Below are 23667 nucleotides of genomic sequence, written 5' to 3' on the forward strand. Positions count from 1 at the left end.
ATATTATTTTAAAGGAAGATAAACACGAAACGTTTTCTCATCACACTCTACCCGTATTTGTTTGTTCATTAATAAACTAAAACGGTTCTCCAGATTTTTAAGTCCTGTACCATTCGTATCTGATTGAGAGAGCTTGGGATAAACAGGATTTGACACTACCAGCTCATCATAATCATTCAGATAAATTGAGATCAACATTTTATGTTCGCTATCTATCATATTATGTACAACTATATTGTCTACCAGTGGAAGCAGTGAAAGAACAGGCAACATCAACATATCTTTTTTTTCTTGATTCACATTTATTGAAAAAGCAAGTTTATTCGCAAAACGAACCTCCATTACATATTGAAAAGATTGTATAAACTCCAACTCTTCCCTCAATATTACCAGACCTTTCCGGTCACTTTGGAGCAGATAGCGAAAAATATCAGACAATTGATGGACATACATCAGTGTGTGGCCATCGTTCTTTTTCCGAATTAACGACTGTATTCCATTCAATGAATTGAAAAAGAAGTGCGGATTAATCTGGTTCGCCAACGCATTACAACGGCTTTGCAGGTTTTCAAAACGAAGACGTTCAATCTCTTGCTCTTTTTCTCGCTGGCGAGAATACATCATTGATATATAACCGATAAAAGTACATAAAGTACATAAGGTAAAGAACTGGGAAATCAACGTGCTACCTCTAAAATCCGTAAAGAAACCGAAAGTAGATATCCAAAATGAAACCGAAGCAAAAACCAGATATGCTACGAGAGAATAGATAAAATTACGGATGAACCTTTCTTTAAACTGGGCAGAAGGTATTTTCCTCAAATTATAACGTATCAACCAATATATTAATCCCCAGAAGAAGAATATACGATAAATAAAATAGAGAAAAAAGACCATATAGCCAGACTCATTCAGCAGATCCAGCTGCCACGGAAGACAAGATATGTTTGGATATATAATGAATACTGTGCTAACTAAGCTAGCCCATGGAAGATTCCGGGTGATATATGCATCAAATGAGTCCATAACCATCTATTTTCTTACTTACAAAGAAAAACAAAATAATTTCTACTTACCTGCTTTAAATAAGCAAAACGAAAAAAGAAGGTATAATAACGAAAAGAAAATAATATTGCACGCATAAAAAAGCCCCGTGTACAAATATACGGAGCTATGCACTTAAAAATTAGAACTTATGACAATTTTAGCGGTTATGCTTAATAAGGTTCATAAATTCCTCACGGGTTTTAGCTTGTTGAAAAAAACCGGTGAAGTCGGAAGTCGTAGTCAAAGAGTTCTGTTTTTCTACACCACGCATCTGCATACACATGTGCTGTGCTTCAATAACAACCATTACCCCTAAAGGATCGAGTGTTTTCTGAATACAATCTTTAATCTGCATCGTAAGGCGTTCCTGTATTTGTAGACGACGGGCAAAAATATCTACTACACGAGGTATCTTGCTCAGGCCTGTAATATACTTTTTAGGAATATAAGCAATATGTGCTTTTCCAAAAAACGGAAGCATGTGATGTTCACAAAGAGAAAAGAAATCAATATCCTTAACAATAACCATTTGTTTATAGTCCTCTTCCTGAAACATTGCCGAACGAAGTACAGCTTCGGGATCCTCACTATAACCTTTAGTTAAAAACTGCATTGCTTTTGCTACGCGGAAAGGAGTTTTCAACAAGCCCTCACGCTTAGGGTCTTCTCCCAATAAACTAAGGATTGCGTTATAATGAACAGCTAATTCTCCCTGGACACGGGATTTTTCTTCTTCACTCTGTTTTAAATCCATCTCTTTTGTGTTATGCTTCGTATTAGTTCAACGGAATCTTAATTTCTTCTTTTACTATATACATCTCTTTTCCATATGAAGGAAATGCATCCATTAAAAGGCGCATCATGTGATAAGCTTCTTCATGTGAACGAAAATCCCCGACGCGCAATTTCCAGAAAGGAGCATTATAAGTAACATAAGTAGGTACATCCGGAAACATTTCCTTAATTTCTTTCTCTTTACGGAATGCTTCATCTTTAGACTTTCTCTGGTTGTTACCGGAAAATACTTGTGTACGGAAACCTTGTATCTTCAGATAAGTTTCATTGTCTGTCTTCTCCACATTTGCTCCATGCATACGTGCACCAATCATGTTACGGATAGCGGAGGACTGATTTACTATTACCTGCCCTTTCCCATATCCGGATAATTGCAAATCATCGAATATAGTTGTAGCAGGCCCGTCTAATGTCTGAGCAGAGATGCTTACTACACAAAACAGAAAAAATAAAAACGATATAATACAAGGAAATTTCTTCATCTGGACAAATGATATAGGGGCAACCTTCACCAGGCTGCCCTTATTTTATTTTGCTTAATTAAAATGCTTCGATAATAGGCATGAATTTATCAACAGCCAAAGAAGCGCCACCAATCAAACCGCCATCTACATTCGGTTTAGAGAACAATTCTTTTGCATTGCCTGCATTGCAACTACCACCATAAAGGATAGTGCAGTTGTCTGCAACTTCTTTACCATATTTAGCAGCCAACGTTGCACGGATATGGGCATGAATTTCTTCTGCCTGGTCAGACGTAGCAGTCTTACCTGTACCAATAGCCCAAACCGGTTCGTAAGCCAAAACAATCTTGCTGAAGTCTTCAGCAGACAGATCAAACAAAGAACCTTTAATCTGAGCGTCTACCACTTCAAAATGTTTACCAGCTTCTCTTTCTTCCAATACTTCACCGATACAAAAAATAGGAGTCAGGCCGTTAGCCAAAGCCAGATTTACTTTTGTCTTCAGGATTTCCGGAGTTTCGTGATAATAAGCACGTCTTTCAGAGTGGCCTAAAATAACATATTTTGCACCTGTAGAAGCCACCATAGCAGCAGAAACTTCGCCGGTATAAGCACCCGCAACTTGGTCTGCGCAGTTTTCAGCTGCAACACCAATCTTATTTGTATCAATAACAGCTGCAACACTTGCCAAGTGAGTAAACGGAGTTCCGATAATTACATCGCAATTCGGAGTTTTGCCCTTCAATGCTTCGTTCAAACCTTTAGCCAATGCCAAACCTTCAGGAAGAGTAGTATTCATCTTCCAGTTTCCTGCAACAATATTCTTTCTCATAATTCTTATTATTTAATATATAATACAATAACTTATTTCTTTTCTGCCTCGTTTTTACCAGTTTTTTTCTTTCGGCGATTTCTCCCGAAATCATACATCCAAACGAGCAACAAAGGTACGGTAAAAGTTAATAGGTTGGTTAATAACAGACCATCTTCTTTAGCCACAGGCTCTTTTCCCAGCAGATAACCATCTATAACTTTTTTCAGATCTTCTTCTTGCGGAATATCGTTATAATGCCATTTTGCCAATACTGTACCTCCCTTTAAAAGCACTAAACCAGGATTAGAACGGATAATTGTTTTCAGCAATACTTCATCTGCCATGAGGAAAGGATATTCAGCTCCAGTATTATCACTCCATTCAGCTATAGCTGCCGGTGCAGAACCTGTCACACAGTAAAACGGAATATTGTTTTCCAAAGCATAATCGTAAAGATTATTTATTTCATCAATCCGTTCATCGCTCGCATGTTCCAGTTTAGGAGCTACCAACAGCAGCACTCCATCCTGATTATCCAATATTAGGTTTGTAACATCTTCGTCTTTGTCATTATAAATATTGAACGCTGCAACCGGAGGTATATATCCTTGCTTTATCAATTCTGTTTTTGAATCGACAAAAGTCCAGGTACTGTCATCTGCAGGAACATCATTTAATGAAAATTCCTGTTTTACACCATCTTTCTCATAAATGAATGAATAGCGATATTCGTCCTCCGGCGCACCTTCCGGTATAGACATCAAAGCCGGAATATTAGCTCCTACCTTATATGGACGAAAGTCCAAGATCGGAAGATGATTATAGTTATAATAGGCAAAACATACATTAAAAGCATAAGCATACAAAGCTATAAACCAATATACTTTGTATGTATAACATTGCAATAATTTCTGATTATAAATAAATACAATTATCGCAGCAGCCAGAAGAACAATATTTTTGTAAAATGTCTGCCAGTTAGTTATAACCAACGCATCACCAAAACATCCGCAATCGGAAACCGGATTATAAAGTGCCAAATACAACGTCAACGGCGTCATAAACAGCATAAATACAAGCGTAAGGAAAGATGCATATCTGCGATATACCCCCAGCAAAACACATACTCCCAAAGTAAACTCTGCAGCAGACAGATTAAAGGAGATTAATACGGAAAAAGATTGTAACTTGTCAAGCCCGAAAGAAGCAAGATATTCACCAATCTTGATAGCTCCTCCCATCGGGTCTACTGCCTTTACTGTTCCGGAAAAAACAAATACAAGTCCTATCAGTAAACGACAACTCTCTGCAATGATTTTCAGTACTGCCTCTTTTCCTTTCATTGTTATTCCTCGCCGAATTCCAATTTAATCAAGCCAAACAAAGCATAATTCACCATATCCATATAATTGGCATCAACACCTTCAGACACTAATGTCTTGCCATCATGACTCTCTATCTGCTTTGTTCTGTAAATCTTCATAAGAATCAAATCTGTATAGGAACTGATACGCATACTACGCCATGCTTCATCATAATCATGATTTTTGGCATACATTAATTCTTTGGTTGCTGTGATGTATTTATCATATAACGCCAATGCCTCATCATTAGTTATATCCGTCGTATCAGAAAACCCCAGTCCCAACTGGATTAATCCAATTACACCGTAATTGACGATAGCTATAAACTCAGGACGAATACCTTCGTCAATCATGCTCACCCCTTTGGTTTCAAGACTTCGAATACGGTTTGCTTTAATAAATATCTGATCGGTAACCGACTGAGGGCGCATAATACGCCATGACGGACCATAGTCTTTCAACTTTTTCTCAAATAATTCCCGACATAGGAATATAACTTTATCGAACTGTTCCTTCGTTTCTGGCATAACCTATATAAATTATACGACAAAGATAGGGATAAAAAAGGCACGGGAATCAACTCGTGCCTTTTTTCATTATAAACCTGTTTAAATTTCTATTATGAACAACGGATAGAACGCCCCAGTCTCAAAACAGTAGTTTTAGAAATACCATTCAACTGACATAATTTGGAAACCGTTGTTCCGTATTTAGTTGCAATTGCACCCAATGTATCTCCCGATTTAATACGATGATAAACCGGAGTCTGACCCGGCTTACTATTTGAAGTATTATCCTGAAGTGAGGCTACAGCAGCTGTAGTTGCCTCGACCTTTGTCTTTGATGCCTTTTGCACAGATGAGGCTCCCTGTTTGGAGCGAGTCTTTGACACACTTCTCTGGGCGTTTGCACTACAACGAATTGACTGGCCTAAACGAAGTATCGATGTGCTTTTCAACCCATTCAAACGACAAAGTTCATTAACTGTTGTTCCGTATAAACGGGCTATTTTACCTAATGTATCACCTGATTTCACGCGGTGATAAACCAATTGATTATCGGATGAAGTATAAATATTACTCTTACGTCCGTTTATTTTCACATTATGAAATACATAAGTATCCTGGTGAGGAACTCCATTTTCGAAATCTATAATTTCTGAAGGATTTATTGCCTGTCCCAGGAAACGGGTTTCAAAGTGAAGATGAGAGCCTGTAGAACGTCCGGTATTACCTCCTAAAGCAATCGGATCTCCCGCACGTACTATATTGTTTATATTAACTAATATCTTAGAAAGATGACCATAAATTGTCTCCAAACCATTCGGATGACGAATTACCACGTAATTGCCATATCCACGGCGTTCAAAATTACAAATACGGATTTTACCATCAAAAGCTGCGCGAATCGTATCTCCAATCTGCACCTTCAAATCAATTCCTTTATGCATACGCCGACGACGCGGGCCATATTTAGAGGTGATACGAGTCATCGAATCAATCGGCATTGTAAAAGAAGCACAATTTATCGCACATGAATCAGGAAATTCCACTTTGCCTTCACGAAAAGGGTTTACCCAACGGGTATCCCAGTTAGAGCCATATAATTCGTCTGCAGGAAATAACAATTCTTCCTCTTCTAATTCGGCTTGCTCACTCAATTCGGCCAATGCTTTAAGAGTAATATCTTTTTTAAAGCCGACACGGTCTGCCATTAGTTCGGAAACACGTTCATCCATTAATTTAGTATGTGAAGTTATCTTCGGGGATGTTCCTTTTTTATCTGTATTCTGGGCACTCCCTGCCGACACAAATACAACGGAACAACATATTATAAGTAATGCTTTTATACTCATTTTATTAATTTATTCTTCTTAGATCATGAAAAACAAAGACTTTCAGCCCATCAGCCCAAAAGTCAGTTTGCCAAAGTTCGTGAAATTAAGTAAACCCTCAAAAAGAATTATAGAAAAATTTCCACAATGAGAGTAAACAAAAATAAACCAAACACAAAAACCATATGATATACAAGCAATTACATTATAATATGTTTTACAACACATTAGCTTATCATTCCCCAGTTCACCTTTCTGGAAAATAACGTTTTTAACCGTTCGTTCAATATCCTATGAGTATCGGACAGCAACTCTGGGTCTTCGTTCAAAATATCTTGTGCCACTTCACGTGCAAACTGAAGAATTTGACCATCGGCAGCCAAATCGGCAATTTTAAGATAAATGCCTTCTCCGCTCTGGCGGGTTCCTTCCAAATCACCATGTCCGCGAAGTCGCAAATCGGCTTCGGCTATTTCAAATCCATTATTACTATTTACCATAATCTCCAAACGTTTGCGGGTCTCATTACTCAACTTATAAGAAGAGACTAAAATACAATACGACTGGTCTGCTCCACGTCCTACCCGTCCACGCAACTGATGCAGTTGGGACAGGCCAAAGCGTTCAGCGCTTTCTATTACCATAACCGAAGCATTCGGTACATTTACTCCTACTTCAATAACTGTTGTTGCCATCAGGATATGGGCTTCGCCGGATATAAATTTCTGCATTTCACGTTCTTTATCCGCAGCCTTCATACGTCCGTGCACCATACAAACTTTATACTCGGAAAACACCTCCTTAAACAGTTTAAAACCGTCTTCCAGATTTTTATAATCCAGCTTTTCATTTCCTTCAATTAACGGATATACTACATAAACCTGGCGTCCCAAATTGATTTCTTTCCGTAAGAAGTCATACAATTGAGCCTTCTTATTATCGTAACGGTGAACTGTCTGTATCGGTTTTCGTCCCGGAGGCAGTTCATCTATTACCGACACATCCAAATCGCCATACAACGTCATGGCCAACGTACGCGGAATAGGCGTAGCCGTCATAACCAAGACATGCGGCACTATTGCATTCTTTGTCCATAAGCGTGAACGCTGTTCCACTCCGAAACGATGTTGTTCATCTATAATAGCCAGTCCTAAAGAAGAAAAAACAACAGTTTCTTCTATCAACGCATGAGTACCAACAACTATCTGGATTTCACCATTAGCAATAGCAGGCAATATCTTATTTCTTTCTCTTTTCGGAGTAGAACCGGTTAGCAAAGCAACCTTAATATCCATATCTTTCAGAAACCCCATCACCGTTGCATAATGCTGTGTCGCAAGAATTTCGGTAGGAGCCATCATACATGCCTGGCAATGATTGTCCACAGCCAGCAACATAGCAAGCAAACCAACCAATGTTTTTCCACTACCCACATCACCTTGGAGCAAACGATTCATCTGCCGTCCGCTACCCATATCCGAACGGATTTCACGCACCACACGTTTCTGAGCCCCTGTCAACTCAAAAGGGAGATACTCTTTGTAAAAGGTATTGAAGAAGTGCCCTACCGTAGGAAAAACAATTCCTTTAAGTTTAAGTTTTCTCACGTTTGCCGTACGAAGGATATTCAATTGAATAAAAAACAGTTCGTCGAACTTCAAACGCAACTGTGCATTTTTAAGTTTCTCCGCCGATTCGGGAAAGTGAATATTACGCATTGCTTCGGTAAGTGAAACCATACGGATACGCTGTAACACATCGAGCGAAAGCGTTTCCGGAACTTCCCAATTCAGCCAGCTTAATAAAGTATACTGCAAATTTTGTATCGACCGGGAATTCAGAAAAGATTTCTTCATCTTTTCCGTTGTATTATAAAAAGGCGTCAAACCGCCTGAAACCTGATCTGCCTGATCTACCGGGTCAATATCGGGATGCGGGATGCTATAAATATGTCCAAATTCAGCAGGCCTGCCAAACACGATATAATCCAATCCCGGCTTGATTTTATCGGTCACATAATTCAACCCTTTAAACCAGACAAGATCAATCGTACCTGTACCATCCGTAAATTTACCCACCAAACGTTTACTTCGTCCCTCTCCAAAAGTATCAAAATAAAGGATGCGCCCTTTTAGTTGAATGTAAGGCATATTCCCATTGATCTCGGCTATTTTGTAAAAGCGGCTGCGGTCTATGTATTTGTAAGGAAAATAAAACAACAAGTCTTCATAAGAAGAAATATCAGCTTCCTTCTGCAAAATTTCCGCCTTTTTAGGTCCTACACCCTGCAGATACGTTATAGACCGTTTATCAAGATCAAGCATTTCACTTTATAAATTACACCTGTCTGCAAAAATAGCATTTGCAACCAACAGATCAAAAGGTGTCGTTATCTTTATATTCTCACGGTTACCTTCCACTGTATGCACAACTTCCCCTATCGCTTCAACAACCGAAGCATCATCTGTAAACAAAGGTGAATACGGCTGTTTATAAGCCTTCAATAATAAACAGGAAGAAAATACCTGAGGCGTTTGTACGGCAATATATCGACTACGGTCTACCGGATGGCTGCCTTCGCCATCCAATTCACGTAAAGATTCAATCATCGGCATTACCGGGATAGCATTACCGCATTGTTGCGCTTTTTCAAAGCAAGCCGTTATCACTTCTTTGGAAACAAACGGACGTACTCCATCGTGCACACCAACGAAAACATTTTCGTTCCTCCCGAAAGAAACTCCAAACCGTTCCGAAAGAAATTCCAAACCGTTCCGAACGGAATGAAAACGAGTCTCTCCTCCGTTAACAACCTCATGGGGCACACCACATCCTATTTCTTTACACAACATCTTCCAATAAGACTGATGTTCTTCCGGTAAAACCAATATAAGGCGGGCAGCCTCATCCCATTGGTGAAAAGTCTCCAACGTATGCATCAATACAGGTTTTCCGTTCATTGGTATGAATTGTTTGGGTAAATCGCCTCCCATACGAAGCCCTTTACCTCCGGCAACTATCAATACAAACTTCTTCATACATCCAATTCTTCCAGTATTTTTTTCACTTCCCCGTCTGCTTTATATAATTTTTCCTTACAAAGTTTGATCAGGCGGGTTGCCTCTTTCACTTTCTCCGAAAGAATGTCAACATCCAAATCGCCATTTTCAATATCAGCTACAATCTCACGAAGTTTCTCTACTGCTTCGTTATATGTTTCTTTCTTCTCTGCCATATCATTTTATTTTATTTACCGTACTATATACACTACCATCGGCAAACCGGGTTATCAATTCGTCACCAGGTTGCAAGTCTGCAGCGTGCTTTATAATTTTTCCGTTCTTCAAAGATAAGCTATATCCACGTTTCAAAATATATTCCGGCGAAGCCATTTTTATAAATTGTTCTGTAAGCTGTATAAAACGTTCGCCTTCTTTCAATTTAAAAACCGCCAAGTTTCCCAATCGTAGCCGGGCAGCATTCAGCAAAGAATTGCGTAACTTTAAAAGAGAAGATGCTGCAGTTGGCAATTTGCTTCCTAATGCCTGCAATGTAGCCCGGTTTCGTTCGATCTTATTTACCGCTATTGCAGGCAACCGGTTTCCTACCAATTGGAGATAGTTCTTTCGTTTTTGAAGAACATCAACAGCTGATGCACAAATATCTTGCTGCAAAGCATTTAATTCGTCTGCAGCTGCGTCCATTCGTCCAATAAGAAACTCAGCCACAGCCGTAGGTGTTTTCATTCGGGTATGAGCTACCATATCAACAATCGTATCATCCCGCTCATGGCCAATTCCTGTAATAACAGGCAACGGGAACTGGGCACAATTAGCAGCCAGCAAATAAGAATCGAAACTATTCAAATCCGACGTTGCACCACCACCCCGGATGATAACCACGACATCAAAACTATCTGCATAATGATAAATCTTATCCAATGCTGAAATGACGGAAGCCTCCGTTTTTTCACCTTGCATCAAAGCCGGGAAAAGTTTCACATAAAAAGGATAGCCTGCTTTGTTCAAAGATAACTGATTCAGAAAATCTTCATATCCGGCGGCCGTAGCAGAGGTAACCACCGCAATTCGTTGTGGCAATGCAGGAAAAGGAAGTTCTTTATTTAATGTCAATACTCCTTCTTCCTGTAACTGACGAATTATCTCCATCCGCTTACGCACCATATCACCCAAAGTGTAAGCGGGATCAATATCTATAACAGTCAGGCTAAAACCATACAATTCATGAAACTCAACAATAACTTTTACCAGTACCTTTATTCCGGAAGCAAACAACTGCCCGGTTTCCATTTCAAAATAAGGTTTCACCATACGGAACGTTTTCGCCCATATCGTTCCTCTGGCACGAGCTACAATTTGTCCTGTTATTGTATTTTTTTCGATAAATTCCAAATAACAATGTCCGGAAGACATATTTGTACGCACATCACTCATTTCGGCACGTACCCAATAAGTATCGGAAAAAGATTCATAGACCGTTTTCTTTACCCGGGTTGTTAATTCCAAGAGTGAAAACGCTTCTTTTTCAATCTCTATGCTATTCTGTTCTTGCGACATATTTATTCTTGTTTTTATACGCTTTGAACACATCCGGAATACCATATCCCAACTCCGCATCCGGCTGGTTGTATTGGCTGGATGATCGTTGCAATAACTCTATCATTTCCTTATTGCTCAATTCCGGGAATGCCTGCCATAAACAAACTCCCAAGCCGGCAAGGATAGGAGTTGAAAAAGATGTCCCGTTTGCGTAATGTATATTACCCGAAGAATCTATTACACAACAACCACTACCCAAAGCAACAACATCGGGTTTTACCCTGTAATCCGCCGTAAGCCCAACGGAACTAAACACACTCTTTTTCTTCTTCTCAGTTATTGCTCCTACGGTTACGACATCAGAAGCATCCGAAGGGAAAGTTATTTTCTCCCAATAACCATTTCCTTCGTTGCCGGCGCTGCAAAACACCAAAATTCCTTTTTCAGAAGCCTTATGCGCAGCACGGCTGATAAGTGCAGTCTTTCCATCCAAAGCCGACTGACTGTAAATCAACTCGCCCGCATCATACGTAAAATACCCTAAAGAAGAAGTAATAACATCAACCCCAACGCTATCGGCAAACTCAACAGAAGCAGCCCAATAATCTTCTTCTATCGGATATTCAGACCGGCTATCTTCACTTTTTATCAGCCAATAAGATGCTTCGGGAGCTGTACCCACCATTAAACCCGGGACATTTGAAGCCAAACAAGACAATACCTTAGTCCCATGGTCGTCATCACCAAAAACACTTTCTCCGGGAAAAACAAAATTCTGTGTACCCAGTAGCTTCAATGAGCTAAATATACTTATACGGTCTACATTCATGAATCCGGCATCAATCACGGCTATTTGCATACCTTCACCCTTATATCCGGCATTATGTAATTTTACACCGTTCAACATTTTAATCTGTTCTTCTGCATAACCATAAAACGTTTTTAAAGGTTCGTCCGAAGGTACAAATAAAGACGTATCATCACGAGCTACGACCTTTGTTTCCCGATCTCCTTTCCAGACCCATTTCACAGAATCCACAAAAGAAAGTCGTTTTAACTGTTCGGAAGCCAGGCTATCAGCACATGCCACAACTACTGTCGAAAACCATTTGCTCTGTACGATTGGTTTTCCTCCACAATCAGTCAATGAATCCAAATAGGCACGGGCAATAGGCAAATCAGAAACTGAGATTTGTTTTCCTTGTTTTGCCCGGCGTTCTATTGCACGTTCGGAGAGATAGGCTTCCGGTTTATCAACCGTATAACCGGAATTCCCTTTATCTTTCAGATAGACACGAAAACAGTAACTTTCACCGGCGCAAAGCCATAAAGACAGGCAACTAAACAATAATACTGCTATATATTTATTCATATGATATTTATCTACACAATACACACGGGTTACAAAGGTACGAATAATGCATAAAATATACTATAACACACAAACATACTAAAACAAACAACCCTTCATGGTTCTTGCCAGACAAGCCATGAAGGGTTGATTTATTTCAGTATATATCTATTATTTACTCGCTGATATTGCAGATCGGTATTTCCCGTTTTACACTCTGACGCAAAGATATTAATGTTTCAGTTGCCGTAACTCCCGGAATTTCCTGAATTTTAGAATTCAAAAGCTCCATCAGATGCTCGTTGTCACGCGCATACAATTTAATAAGCATTGTATACGGTCCCGTAGTAAAATGACATTCTACTACTTCCGGAATTTTCTCAAACTCCGGAACTACATCTTTATACATAGATCCGCGTTCCAGCTTAACACCAATATAAGTACAGGTATTATAACCCAAAATTTTCGGATTGATATGATATCCCGACCCAACGATCACATTCATATCAATCATGCGCTGTACCCGTTGATGAATGGCTGCACGTGAGACACCACATTCTTCGGCAACATCCTTAAAAGGAATCCTGGCATTTTTTGAAATAATGTTCAATATCTGCCGATCCAGTTTGTCAATCTTCTCCATTTTTCAATTTGCTTTATAATGCACTATAGTTTAATGTATCAAAAGTATATAATTAATTTGAATCAAATGTCATTCTGAAAGAAAAAAGTGCTAAATAAATAATAAAGGCGGGCAAATAATGCTTTTTAGCATATTTTGCCCGCCCGTTAACTAAACAAAGGAAATATTATTTCTTGTCGTCGTCTTTTACAATTTCCAGCAATTCCACTTCAAACTTCAATGTACTATTCGGTTTGATATCCTGGCCTGCGCCGCGTTCGCCATAAGCTAATTCTGCAGGAATCCAGAAAATGTATTTAGATCCTACTGGCATCAACTTAAGGCCTTCTGTCCAACCTTTGATAACATTACCTACACCAATTGTCAATGGTTCGCCGCGATCAAGTGAGCTGTCAAATTTTGTACCGTCCAACAAAGTACCGGTATAATGAACTTTTACTTTATCATCATCAGTAGGTTTTGCACCTGTACCTTCTTTTTCCACTTTATATTGAAGACCGCTCGGAGTTGTAATAACACCGTCTTTTGTCTTATTTTCAGCAAGGAATTTATCACCTTCTTCTTTTGTTTTACTTGCTTCACGAGCTTGAGCTTCTACAAAATAAGTCTGCAAATAATTCTGTGCTTCCTGCATAGACATCTTTGTAGAATCACCTTTAATAGCCTGAACAAAACCTGCAATCAATGCATCGATGTTAGCTTCGCCACCAGGCAAAGTTTTCAGGTTTTCCTTATAGTTCAAACCGGTGCTTACACCGATTGCATAACTTGCACTGTCAGCGGCAGTTTTTAAATTTGCCGTAGGATGCGAATTGCAAGAAGAGGCAGAGATACCTAATGCCACAATAGCTGTAGTAGCTAATACACCAAACTTTTTCATTTTCTTTTTGTATTTAATCATTTTACTATATCCAATAATTCAACATCAAACACGAGCGTACTGTTCGGTTCGATTGCTTCTCCGGCACCATGTTCGCCATAAGCCAAGTCGGAAGGGATAAACAATCTCCATTTAGAACCGACTTCCATTAACTGTAATGCCTCAACCCATCCCGGAATAACTTGCGATACACCAAACACTGCGGGTTCGCCTCTTTGCACAGAACTATCAAAAACAGTCCCATTTATCAAAGTTCCGTGATAATGACATTTTACTTTATCTGATGCTGTAGGCTTTGCACCGGTTCCTTTCTTCAGTACCTCATATTGCAGTCCGCTAGGCAATACATTTACGCCTGCTTTATGCTTATTGATATTCAAAAATTCTTCTCCTGCTTTTTTATTAATCTCCAACTTTTCCTGTTGAAGTTTTACAAAATAATCATTGATTATCTGTTTTGCCTCATCATAGCTTATAACAGGTTTGGTTTCAGACAATACGTCTTTCAGTCCTTGCATGAAATCTTCAACCTGAAGATTATTGATTCCAGAGTTCTGGAAATTATTGCCGATACTTAAACCAAGGGCATAACTTACTTTATCCATTTTTTTCTTGTTCAACTAATTATGAGATACAAAAGTAATGCTTTTAACCGGACAATCACCAAAAGGAAATACTTTTTTATTACTTTTGCATCAATTATGAATGAACGGCAAACCGAATTAACAAGATTTTCATTGCTCTTTGATCAATTTAAGGAGCCTTTTATTTTGTTTGCCAATTCATGCGCACGTGATATGGCTGCTACAGAAGGAACAGTATTGATCCCGATGATATAAAAATATCACTATTCACTCCTCAAAGTATTCACAGGATTGTAAGTTGCTACAATATAACCATGCCAACTTACCGTAAACAGCGTAAGAAGCAAAACTGCAACACCCGCTATCAGCGTATCTGTAAAACAAACATTGACTCGATAGACAAAACTACTCAGCCAATTGTCTAACATAATCCATACAATTGGCACGGCAATAATATAAGCAACTAATATTTGCTCGACAAATGGCTTGTTCAACCCATAAATAATCTGCCATATCTTTGCTCCGTTTATTTTACGGATTCCTATTTCTTTCGCACGTTGTTCGGTTGCATATAAAACGATGCCGAAAAGCCCGGACAAAGTGAGTAGTATACTGATTAAAGAATACATCACCAGCAGATGCGACAATTCGATTGTTTTATTGCTTTTCTCCAAATACACATCATACAAGTCCCGATAAGTGAAGTAAAGCTCAGGCGCCATTTTCTCCCATGTTGCCTTTATCTTCTCCAACATCTCCTGCCGGTTATTTTCATTAAGACGTACTTGTATCAGACTATATGGGCCGGAAGAAAATATATAGGTAATCCCGGGATTCACCTCCGACTGCATTCCATTCGTATATAAATCTTCTATTACACCAGCGATAACAGCAGGCGGTTCACCCACCTTCTCCATCTGTCCGAAATAAGTATCATAAAGGCGTACTTCTTTGCCTACCGGGTTCTCGCCCTTCGGAACAAAAAGGCATTGATATTGCCGGTTTATATAAACCGGTATCGCATATTGTTTCATAGCCTGCGACACATCCAATCCTTGCAGGATATTCAAATCCATCACCTTTAAATAATTACTATCCCCACCAAACTGTACCATCGAATGATACTCTTCCGTACCGTCATCTCTCTTTACTACCATTTGGCGCATCGCCAATGCCCAAACAGAGCTTTTAGATAATGACACTTCTCCTATTCCGGGATAACGTTGTATTTCCTTTGCCAGAGATTCTATAATCCGAGACGAACCGGTCTCTTGCCACGATCCTATTTCCACCAGATTCCGGTAACGTTCTCCATTGCTTTTTGTTAGATCCAGCTGGCGGTAAATCGTTTGAGTTGCAAACAACAGACCGATGGATATAGCAAATTGGGCTACCGACAAAACCGCCACCACACGCCTTTTCCTACTTCCCATGAACTGCATTCGATAATCCAGATGAGACATCCGTGTTACTTGCCGGCTCAAATAAATAGCCGGCAGGACAGAGAGTAGCAAAATAAAGCCTCCAATCACCGGAAACACTTGTTCACTGAACAGAAACGATAATGACAACCTCCCGGAAATCATTTTATTAAACAAAGGCAATAAGTCAATAGTAAAAAGCAGGGATAAAAGAAAAGCAACCAATACCGTCAACAATGTATCGACAAACAATTGACAATAAATATTTCTATTACTCGCTCCCATCAACCGCTGTGTATAAATCATTCGCACCTGCTGCAATATTCGCGAAAAACTGAGATTTACATAATTAAAGCAGGCTATCAGTAAAATCAACAAAGCCGAAACCAGCCCTACATATAGCAGCATCCGGTTTGTACGATTCACAAAAGCAATAACGCTGAACTCCTGAAAATAACTATCTTCTAAGGAATAGAAATAATAACGTCCGTCTTGTGCTCCTAAAGTAGATACATTATCTTTCTTTATTTTCCGGGCAAACGCATCCTTATCAAAGGACGAATCAACCCGCAACAAAGTAACTCCTCCCGTAAAGTCTTTCTTTGTACGCATCAACGCATCAAACTTCAAATACGACTGAGGATAATCTTTCAATACAGCAGCTACTTCAAAGGTCGTAGTTTCAGCTTCATTCTCATCCCGGAAGAAATGGTCAAGAGACCAGGCTACAGTGAGCATCTGACCGACAGGATTATTCCGTCCAAAAAGACGGCTAGCATACGATTCGCTCAAAGCAATCTTGTTTGGTACGGATAAAGCCTCATCCAAATCACCATATAACGTTTCGTAAGGAAAGAAATGAGCGAAAGTGGAGTCGGCAGTAACGAGCAGCATTGGATCATACCGATTTTCACCCACCTCAACATAACGCATAGTAGTCCAACCCAACTGAAGATAATCCTTCACCTCCGGATAGTTTTCTTTCAGGTAACCCGGCACATCACGATAGACATAAACCACTTGCTCTCCCGACACCATAGGCGAGTCTTGTGTCATAAAAACAATATTATCCCGCTCAGGATTCTTAGCTTCCATACCCAATTCATAAATAGCATATGCTATCAGAACATTCGTACAAGTAATGCCGACTGCCAAACTCAGTATGGAAATAATAGCAAACACTTTATTACGCCACCAGCTACGAAGTATCAGTTTTAAAGTAATAGATTGCATAATAATATTCTTTATTCAAACTTATAATCCAAAACTAAGCGTAGCCAGGATAAAAGGCAATGAAGATCGGAATAAAACGACAATTCCTCCACTAAATCGTCCAAATATTAGACAATCCGCATAACAAAATAATTTATACTTTTCATTTACCTATTTTCTATAAGCAGATAAAAATTACATTTGTAACGACTTACAATTTAATACGGTTATGAGAGATGGAAAAATAGTAATTGTTGACGACAATGAAGTGGTATTAAAAACACTCCGTATAATTCTATCCCGCGAATTCAGAACTATCCAATGCATTTCCGCACCACCTTTACTCTCTGCATTATTACGGGAAAATGATGTAGATGTCGTCTTATTGGATATGAATTTCGGAATAGGGAAGCATACAGGAAAAGAAGGTTTATTTTGGCTGGAAAATATTCTCGAACGGGAAAAACCACCAGCAGTTGTACTGATTACAGCTTATGGAGACATTGGCTTAGCCGTTTCTTCCCTAAAAAAAGGAGCAACCGATTTTATTGTCAAACCATGGAATAACGATAAGTTGGTAGAAACCATCATAGCAGCATGGAAAAAACATCGAAAAAGTACATCTAAAGAGTCGGTTTCCGAAGAAGAAGAAATAATAACTCTGCTATTAAACTATTTCCTAAAAAAACAAGCAACTGCTTATGGCAAACCTTTACCTTCTTTAGATGATGAAGCTCGTAATAAATTGATAAATATACTTAAGCAAAACAACATTCAACAATTGGAACAATGCATCGAACGAGCTATATTATTTGCCAATTCTGACACATTGACCACACAAGATATTTATCCGGAAAATACTCCGGCAGACAACAAGCAAACTTCTCAAAGCTCCCTAACATTAGAAGAAATGGAAAAACAATTCATCAAAGAAATTCTACAGGAGAAGAAAGGGAATCTGACATTATGCTCTCAACAACTAAACATTAGCAGACAGACTTTATACAACAAAATAAAAAAATATAATTTATAAATTGTTTTATTATGAGCTATCTCTTTATAATTTGTACATTCGCGCTCCCAAATAAGAAAGGACAATACAATGCGTAGCCACAGACTATATCTAAAATTGGCAGGCAGCATTTTTCTAATTGTATTGTTGGCATACTGCAGCGCATTGTTGTTAATAACCGGATACAGTTATACATTATCTTTTATCAGTCTTTTATTTATCCTGTTGATAACCCTGTTAATAAACCGGTGGATAAACAAAGCAAATCATCAAATCGAAAGTTTCTTCAATACATTAAAGAACCACGACTACTCATTACACTTTCAAGAGAAGCAAAAGGACCTATTTCTATCTGGTTTATATAAAGAAATGAATAACATAATCACTATAATCGGAGATATCCGACAAACAACAGAAGAGAAACAACTATATTATGAAAGTATTTTACGTGTATTAACACATGAGATAAGAAATTCAATAACTCCTATTTCATCCCTCTCGGCAGATTTACTAAAATATTATGACTCTTATGAACCGGCTGAATTAAAAAACGGATTGGAGGTTATTAACAATCAAGCACAAGACATATCTGCATTCTTAGATTCGTACTATCAGCTAACTCATCTGCCTCAACCGGAAAAGAAACAAATAAATATTCAAATCTTATTGAAAAAGCTGGAAAGATTATTCCACGCAGAGCCTGATAATGAAAAAATACAATATATCTGTGATAAGCCTGTATTTTTGCAAATTGATTCCCACTTAATTACTTTGGCATTAATTAATTTAATAAGAAACGCATTGCAAGCAATATCCAACAGAGAAAATGGATTTATATCAGTAGAAGTAAAAGAGACAAAAAAACATATTCATATAATAATTGCAGATAACGGACCAGGTATTCCACAAGAACTCCTATCAGCAATCTTCACTCCGTTCTTCTCGACAAAACCGAAAGGAAGTGGCATTGGATTAAGCATTTCACAACGCATTATGCAATTGCACAATGGGCTACTGACAGTAAATTCACTACCAAATATCCGCACCACCTTTACTTTACAATTCCAATCTGAAGCATAAAAAGGATGTATCTCTAACAAGCTGAACATAAGCAGTTAATAATCCTATCCAGGTTTCATATTATCAAACAAAAAAGGTTCATCCAACAACAAATCATACATCTGTCGGATGAACCTGAAATCTTACATTCCAAAAGGGCAACCCCTAAAAGCTAATATCCTAATTCAAAAGGCTGCTCCGTTGCCTGTACACCTTCCGACATCCATTTAGGCATCGGGCTCTTCTTCAAATAATGATCGAAGAACTGGAACATGCGCTTCTGAAAGTCTACACGATCTGCCATTGGTTCCGGCCAATGAGGACTTCCCGGATAGTTAAGCAGCCAGGCCGGTTTATGTAAACGTTTCAAAGCAATAAAATATTCTATTCCCTGATACCAGGGCACATGTCCATCTGCATCATTATGCATGATAAGGATTGGCGTTTGCACCTTATCCATATGGAAAAGGGGTGAATTTTCAAGGTATTGCAATGGTGCACTCCAGGGAGTTCCACCAATACGGCTCTGCGTATGCTCATACTGGAATGAGCGGTTCAAACCTGATCCCCAACGAATACCGCCATACGCGCTAAACATATTTACGACAGGTGCTCCAGACTCGATAGCCGCAAACAGATTGGTGCGTGTTGCCAGATAAGCCACCTGATAACCGCCCCAGCTATGGCCTTGTGCAGCAATCGCTTTTTCATCAATATAGCCTTTAGCAATCATCATGGTTACACCCGGCATAACACAATTATAACAACTCTGTCCGGGGTAGCCGTCTACATAACGTACATCCGGATTAAAAATAATATATTCATGACTGTTGTATAAATGATAATCCACAGTAGAGCGTCCGGGTTCAGGCATGTGGTAGCTATAATATGTGTCGGCGTTCCGTTCGTAGAAATTGACAATCATCGGATATTTCTTCTTCGGATCAAAATTGGCAGGCTTATACACCACGCCCTCCAACGGACGGCCATCCAAAGAAATCCAGGAAACCATTTCTGTTGTTCCCCAAATGAAACCTTCCTGCTGCCGGCTACCATGAGTCAGCTGGACAGATTGTTTAAAACTCATATCTGAAAGACGAATATCCGGATATTGTTCAAATGTCTCAGATGTATAAATAACTGCATCCGTATTCTTAGCCTTTAAAGGAACACTCAGCATGAAGTTGCCTGCAAGCAATGTTTTAGGTGCTCCCGGAGAAGACAACTTTGCCTGATAATAACCATACCCTTTCGTTGTCCGGTTGAAGCCCCTTAATAATTGGGTTTGGCTCGGATCAATAGCACGTGCTTCCTTATCCAAGCATATCAAATTATAAGATATATCTTTCTTTTTTCCGTCCACTGTAAGGTTCACAGGCGCAGCCTCTCCTATCGGATCAAAACGCCAAAGGTCATAACGGTCATACACCAGTAAATATTTATCGTCCATTGTCCATCCTGCCGAGCCATAGGAACCGGGATAATCAGGGACATCATTTTCTTCGTCCCAAGCAGGGAACGTTTGCGGAGTAGAAAGACGATACTTCGTGCCGCTTGCCAAAGCAATAGTATACCAACTGCTATCCGTTTCAGCATACCAATAAGCATATTTGCCTGCCGGAGAAATATCCAAATCACCGTAATCGGCCGTTAGCAACGGTTTTCTCTCTCCATTATCCAACGACACGGTATAATAATCACTGCGAGTACGTCCTTCCCACATAGAAGAAAGAGAATAAGGACGCGAAGTAGAGAGCAAAGCAACAGATGAATTACCTTCATTACCTAACTTAATATCAGGCAATTCCTTATCGGCCAGTTGAAACAGAGAGCCATCACTTAAATTATAGACTGCACGATAACTTCGTTTCAGTTCCTTTTCCTTATTATAATTTTGTACAGTATACTGAACTGGTTCATTCCAGCTCCACACCTGTACTTCCGGACGATTGGCGGCCAGAATAGTCGTATCTTTTTGCTTCGGCTCAGGTGAAGTACCAAAGAAAAGACGGGCGGCATTCTTTGAGAACTGCAACTCTCCATTTTCATTCACTACCCAGCCGGTTGGGAAAGCTTTATTGCCCCGTCCGGCAAGTAATTTAGCCGGCACATTATTCTCGGACAACCATAAATCGAGTGCTTTATATACCGAATCTTTATCAGTACAATAAAGAAAAGCTATACGGTTACCTTGTTCATCGAAAGTTGTCTGTTTAAACACACCTTTTCCCTCCTTGATCAAGACAGGTGTTCCCTTATCCGGATTCAATGTAAATAAACCAGGCTGCAACTCTTTATCTTCAATAGAAATGTAGAAAAGCATAGCACTTTTTTTCGCAAACTTATATTCTGTTACAGACGGGAATTGAAATGTTTTGCTTCCATCCAGGGAACGGATATACAACGTAGAATCTTTCCGGCCACGTTGATAAGCTATCCAATCGGCAGATTCCGCTAATTTGTAGTTTTTCAGAGAGTCAATCGTCTCCTGTTTCCCGGATAAATGATAAATAATCAATTTATCCATAGGCATATCATCTTCCTTCGTCTTTTTCAACTTTAAAGAGTCTGTTTCCTTCACCGTTGGTTTACTTACAGCAAGTAAGTAACGGGAAGAAGAAGAAAAAACAGCTTTATCAGCCGGGCAAAAAGAAGCTACCTCTTTTCCTTTTGCATCATATAACTTAACGGTAGCATCCCCAACCCAAGGCTCCATTTGACAAGTTACCCATTTACCATCATCGGAAATACTTTTAGAAGAAATACGGTTCCATTCAACCAGATTTTCGAAAGTCATGGCTTTGCCTGCCTCTTGTGCAACAGCAGGATAAGTAATACCCAAACAGGCAAGCCACAGCAGTTTTTTCAGATATTTCATATACGCGGCATTTATATTATTAATGTAAATGCAATATTACGCGTTTTTCTCTTATTTAGCTAATTCTTTCCCTAGCATTTGGTTTGCTTCATTACTCTACAAAACTGAAGCAAGGGATGGATAGTACAAAAAAATAGCTCTTATTCTGCCACTCCTTAGTTTTATGTTGTACTTTTACGCGGGCTAACCACCCTGCATGATCGAACTTTATTCGGTAATTGGAAACATTAAATAATTACTTATTAAACACATTACAAAAATGACAACTCGCAGAAACTTCCTTAGAAACGGCGGCCTTGCACTGGCCGGCCTAATGGTTGGAGAGAAATCGATTGCCAGCATGGCCGAAGCAGCAGGCAAGTACGACAGCATGCCCGGCACAGCAGCCGCTTTGCAGTATGTTTGCCAGCGTCCGGCACCGGAGAAACGCCAATTCACCTCCGAAGCAGTAGAAAAAGCTATCAAGACGACAAAAGCCAAACTGAAAGACGAAAAACTGGCCTGGATGTTCGAGAACTGTTTCCCCAACACACTTGACACCACTTGCGAACACAAGATGATTAACGGCAAGCCGGACACCTTCGTCCTTACCGGAGACATCCACGCTATGTGGTTGCGCGATTCGTCGGCACAGGTATTCCCACATATCCAGTTTGCCAACGAAGATCCGAAGGTGAAAACCATGCTTGCCGGTGTTATCAACCGCCAGACTTGGTGCATACTGAAAGACCCCTACGCCAACGGCTTCAACGAAGGCCCGACAGGCAGCGAATGGGAAAGCGACAACACCGAAATGAAGAAAGAGCTTCACGAACGCAAATGGGAAATTGATTCGCTTTGCTATCCCATCCGTCTGGCTTATCATTACTGGAAGAAAACGGGCGACACCTCACCCTTCGACGCCGATTGGGAAAAGGCCATGCAATCCGTATACAAAACATTCATCGAACAACAACGCAAAGACAGTCTGGGTCCGTACAAGTTCACACGCGTAACAGACCGTCAGGGAGACACCCTGCTTAACGACGGCTGGGGAAGCCCCGTTCGTCCGGTGGGACTGATCGTTTCTTCTTTCCGCCCTTCAGACGATGCCACTCTGTTTGGTTTCCTTATCCCGTCCAACCTGTTTGCCATCACTTCACTTCGCCAGTTGGCCGAGATGATGCGCACAATAAAAGGCAACAACGCATTTGCCACCCAGTGCGAAGCCCTTGCCAAAGAAGTAGACGCTGCCGTAAAAGAATACGGTATCATCAACCATCCGAAGTTCGGTAAAATATATGCATTTGAAGTAGACGGCTTCTACAACCATGTATTTATGGACGACGCAAACGTGCCTAGCCTGCTGGCTCTGCCTTATCTAGGTTGTGTAGACGCAAACGACCCCATCTACCAGAACACCCGCAAGTTCGTATTGAGCGAATACAACCCGTATTTCTTTAAAGGCACGGCCGGCGAAGGAATAGGTGGCCCGCACATCGGATTCGGTTACATCTGGCCGATGAGTATCATTATGCGTTGCAACACAACAAAAGACGCCGAAGAAATACGCAAGTGCGTTAAGATGCTTCGCGACACCGATGCCAATACAGGCTTTATGCACGAATCATTCTATAAAGACGATCCAAGCAAATTCACCCGCTCATGGTTTGCGTGGGTAAACACCCTGTTTGGCGAAATGATTTACCGCCTCGTAAACGAAGGCAAAGTAGATATCCTGAATAATCTGGGATAAAACGGTGGCACTCCA

General features: G+C 39.8%; 21 protein-coding genes. 4 read left to right on the plus strand and 17 right to left on the minus strand.

The genetic code is table 11. The features are described from left to right. Positions 1-3: 3 nt before the first annotated feature. The 15 genes from CTY47_RS09815 to CTY47_RS09885 form a co-directional block, all read right to left on the minus strand. Positions 4-1026, minus strand: coding sequence for a sensor histidine kinase (locus CTY47_RS09815; protein ID WP_099464874.1), 1023 nt, complete (start codon positions 1024-1026; stop codon positions 4-6). A 178-nt stretch (positions 1027-1204) separates the two neighbouring features. Continuing rightward, positions 1205-1801 (minus strand): GTP cyclohydrolase I FolE, encoded by a 597-nt coding sequence (gene folE, locus CTY47_RS09820; protein ID WP_099464575.1) that lies wholly within the window; start codon positions 1799-1801, stop codon positions 1205-1207. Positions 1802-1823: 22 nt separating this feature from the next. After that, the gene (locus CTY47_RS09825) at positions 1824-2324 is read right to left on the minus strand and encodes a cell division protein (RefSeq protein WP_099464576.1); all 501 of its coding nucleotides are present in this window, start codon (positions 2322-2324) and stop codon (positions 1824-1826) included. Between the two features lie 58 nt (positions 2325-2382). Then, complete coding sequence (gene tpiA / locus CTY47_RS09830; RefSeq protein ID WP_099464577.1) at positions 2383-3138, minus strand: triose-phosphate isomerase; 756 nt, start codon at positions 3136-3138, stop codon at positions 2383-2385. A gap of 32 nt (positions 3139-3170) precedes the next feature. Then, positions 3171-4463: a BT_3928 family protein gene (locus tag CTY47_RS09835; RefSeq protein ID WP_099464578.1), complete on the minus strand. Its 1293-nt coding sequence runs from the start codon at positions 4461-4463 to the stop codon at positions 3171-3173. 2 nt (positions 4464-4465) lie between these two features. After that, positions 4466-5011, minus strand: a complete 546-nt coding sequence (locus tag CTY47_RS09840; RefSeq protein ID WP_099464579.1) for a DUF1599 domain-containing protein — start codon at positions 5009-5011, stop codon at positions 4466-4468. Positions 5012-5103: 92 nt separating this feature from the next. Continuing rightward, positions 5104-6339, minus strand: coding sequence for a peptidoglycan DD-metalloendopeptidase family protein (locus CTY47_RS09845; RefSeq protein WP_099464580.1), 1236 nt, complete (start codon positions 6337-6339; stop codon positions 5104-5106). Between the two features lie 206 nt (positions 6340-6545). After that, the gene (gene recG / locus CTY47_RS09850) at positions 6546-8642 is read right to left on the minus strand and encodes an ATP-dependent DNA helicase RecG (RefSeq protein ID WP_099464581.1); all 2097 of its coding nucleotides are present in this window, start codon (positions 8640-8642) and stop codon (positions 6546-6548) included. Between the two features lie 6 nt (positions 8643-8648). Then, positions 8649-9356: a 2-C-methyl-D-erythritol 4-phosphate cytidylyltransferase gene (locus tag CTY47_RS09855; RefSeq protein WP_099464582.1), complete on the minus strand. Its 708-nt coding sequence runs from the start codon at positions 9354-9356 to the stop codon at positions 8649-8651. After that, complete coding sequence (gene xseB, locus CTY47_RS09860; RefSeq protein WP_099464583.1) at positions 9353-9553, minus strand: exodeoxyribonuclease VII small subunit; 201 nt, start codon at positions 9551-9553, stop codon at positions 9353-9355. Before xseB ends, CTY47_RS09855 begins: the two co-directional genes overlap by 4 nt. Before the next feature lies 1 nt (position 9554). Continuing rightward, on the minus strand, positions 9555-10895 hold the full coding sequence (gene xseA / locus CTY47_RS09865; RefSeq protein ID WP_099464584.1) for an exodeoxyribonuclease VII large subunit: 1341 nt from the start codon (positions 10893-10895) through the stop codon (positions 9555-9557). Next, the gene (locus CTY47_RS09870; RefSeq protein ID WP_099464585.1) at positions 10876-12249 is read right to left on the minus strand and encodes a S8 family peptidase; all 1374 of its coding nucleotides are present in this window, start codon (positions 12247-12249) and stop codon (positions 10876-10878) included. The genes xseA and CTY47_RS09870 overlap by 20 nt, the downstream gene beginning before the upstream one ends. A 154-nt stretch (positions 12250-12403) precedes the next feature. Then, entirely contained in the window at positions 12404-12871 is a 468-nt protein-coding gene (locus CTY47_RS09875) for an Lrp/AsnC family transcriptional regulator (RefSeq protein WP_099464586.1), read from the minus strand. A gap of 166 nt (positions 12872-13037) precedes the next feature. Beyond that, entirely contained in the window at positions 13038-13751 is a 714-nt protein-coding gene (locus CTY47_RS09880; protein WP_099464875.1) for an FKBP-type peptidyl-prolyl cis-trans isomerase, read from the minus strand. Positions 13752-13768: 17 nt separating this feature from the next. After that, positions 13769-14356: an FKBP-type peptidyl-prolyl cis-trans isomerase gene (locus CTY47_RS09885; protein ID WP_099464587.1), complete on the minus strand. Its 588-nt coding sequence runs from the start codon at positions 14354-14356 to the stop codon at positions 13769-13771. A gap of 21 nt (positions 14357-14377) precedes the next feature. Between CTY47_RS09885 and CTY47_RS16905 the strand changes: the two genes are divergently transcribed. Continuing rightward, a complete protein-coding gene (locus tag CTY47_RS16905; protein ID WP_099464588.1) occupies positions 14378-14590 on the plus strand; it encodes a hypothetical protein in 213 nt (70 codons plus the stop codon). A gap of 8 nt (positions 14591-14598) precedes the next feature. On the opposite strand, the gene CTY47_RS09895 is transcribed toward CTY47_RS16905, so the two are convergent. Next, complete coding sequence (locus CTY47_RS09895) at positions 14599-16989, minus strand: ABC transporter permease (protein WP_099464589.1); 2391 nt, start codon at positions 16987-16989, stop codon at positions 14599-14601. 208 nt (positions 16990-17197) lie between these two features. On the opposite strand from CTY47_RS09895, the gene CTY47_RS09900 reads away from it, so the two are divergent. Together CTY47_RS09900 and CTY47_RS09905 are read left to right on the plus strand one after the other, a co-directional pair. Continuing rightward, on the plus strand, positions 17198-18001 hold the full coding sequence (locus tag CTY47_RS09900) for a response regulator (RefSeq protein ID WP_099464590.1): 804 nt from the start codon (positions 17198-17200) through the stop codon (positions 17999-18001). Between the two features lie 348 nt (positions 18002-18349). Beyond that, entirely contained in the window at positions 18350-19060 is a 711-nt protein-coding gene (locus CTY47_RS09905) for a sensor histidine kinase (protein WP_233202142.1), read from the plus strand. Between the two features lie 151 nt (positions 19061-19211). Here CTY47_RS09905 and CTY47_RS09910 read toward each other — a convergent pair whose 3' ends face one another. Next, positions 19212-21917 carry a S9 family peptidase gene (locus tag CTY47_RS09910; protein WP_099464592.1) on the minus strand — a complete coding sequence of 902 codons (2706 nt, stop codon included), beginning with the start codon at positions 21915-21917 and terminating at the stop codon, positions 19212-19214. A 259-nt stretch (positions 21918-22176) separates the two neighbouring features. On the opposite strand from CTY47_RS09910, the gene CTY47_RS09915 reads away from it, so the two are divergent. Next, positions 22177-23652 (plus strand): glycoside hydrolase family 125 protein, encoded by a 1476-nt coding sequence (locus tag CTY47_RS09915; RefSeq protein ID WP_099464593.1) that lies wholly within the window; start codon positions 22177-22179, stop codon positions 23650-23652. Positions 23653-23667 lie beyond the last annotated feature (15 nt).

The sequence above is a fragment of the Parabacteroides provencensis genome, from assembly GCF_900232875.1.
Classification (GTDB): Bacteria; Bacteroidota; Bacteroidia; order Bacteroidales; family Tannerellaceae; genus Parabacteroides; species Parabacteroides chinchillae.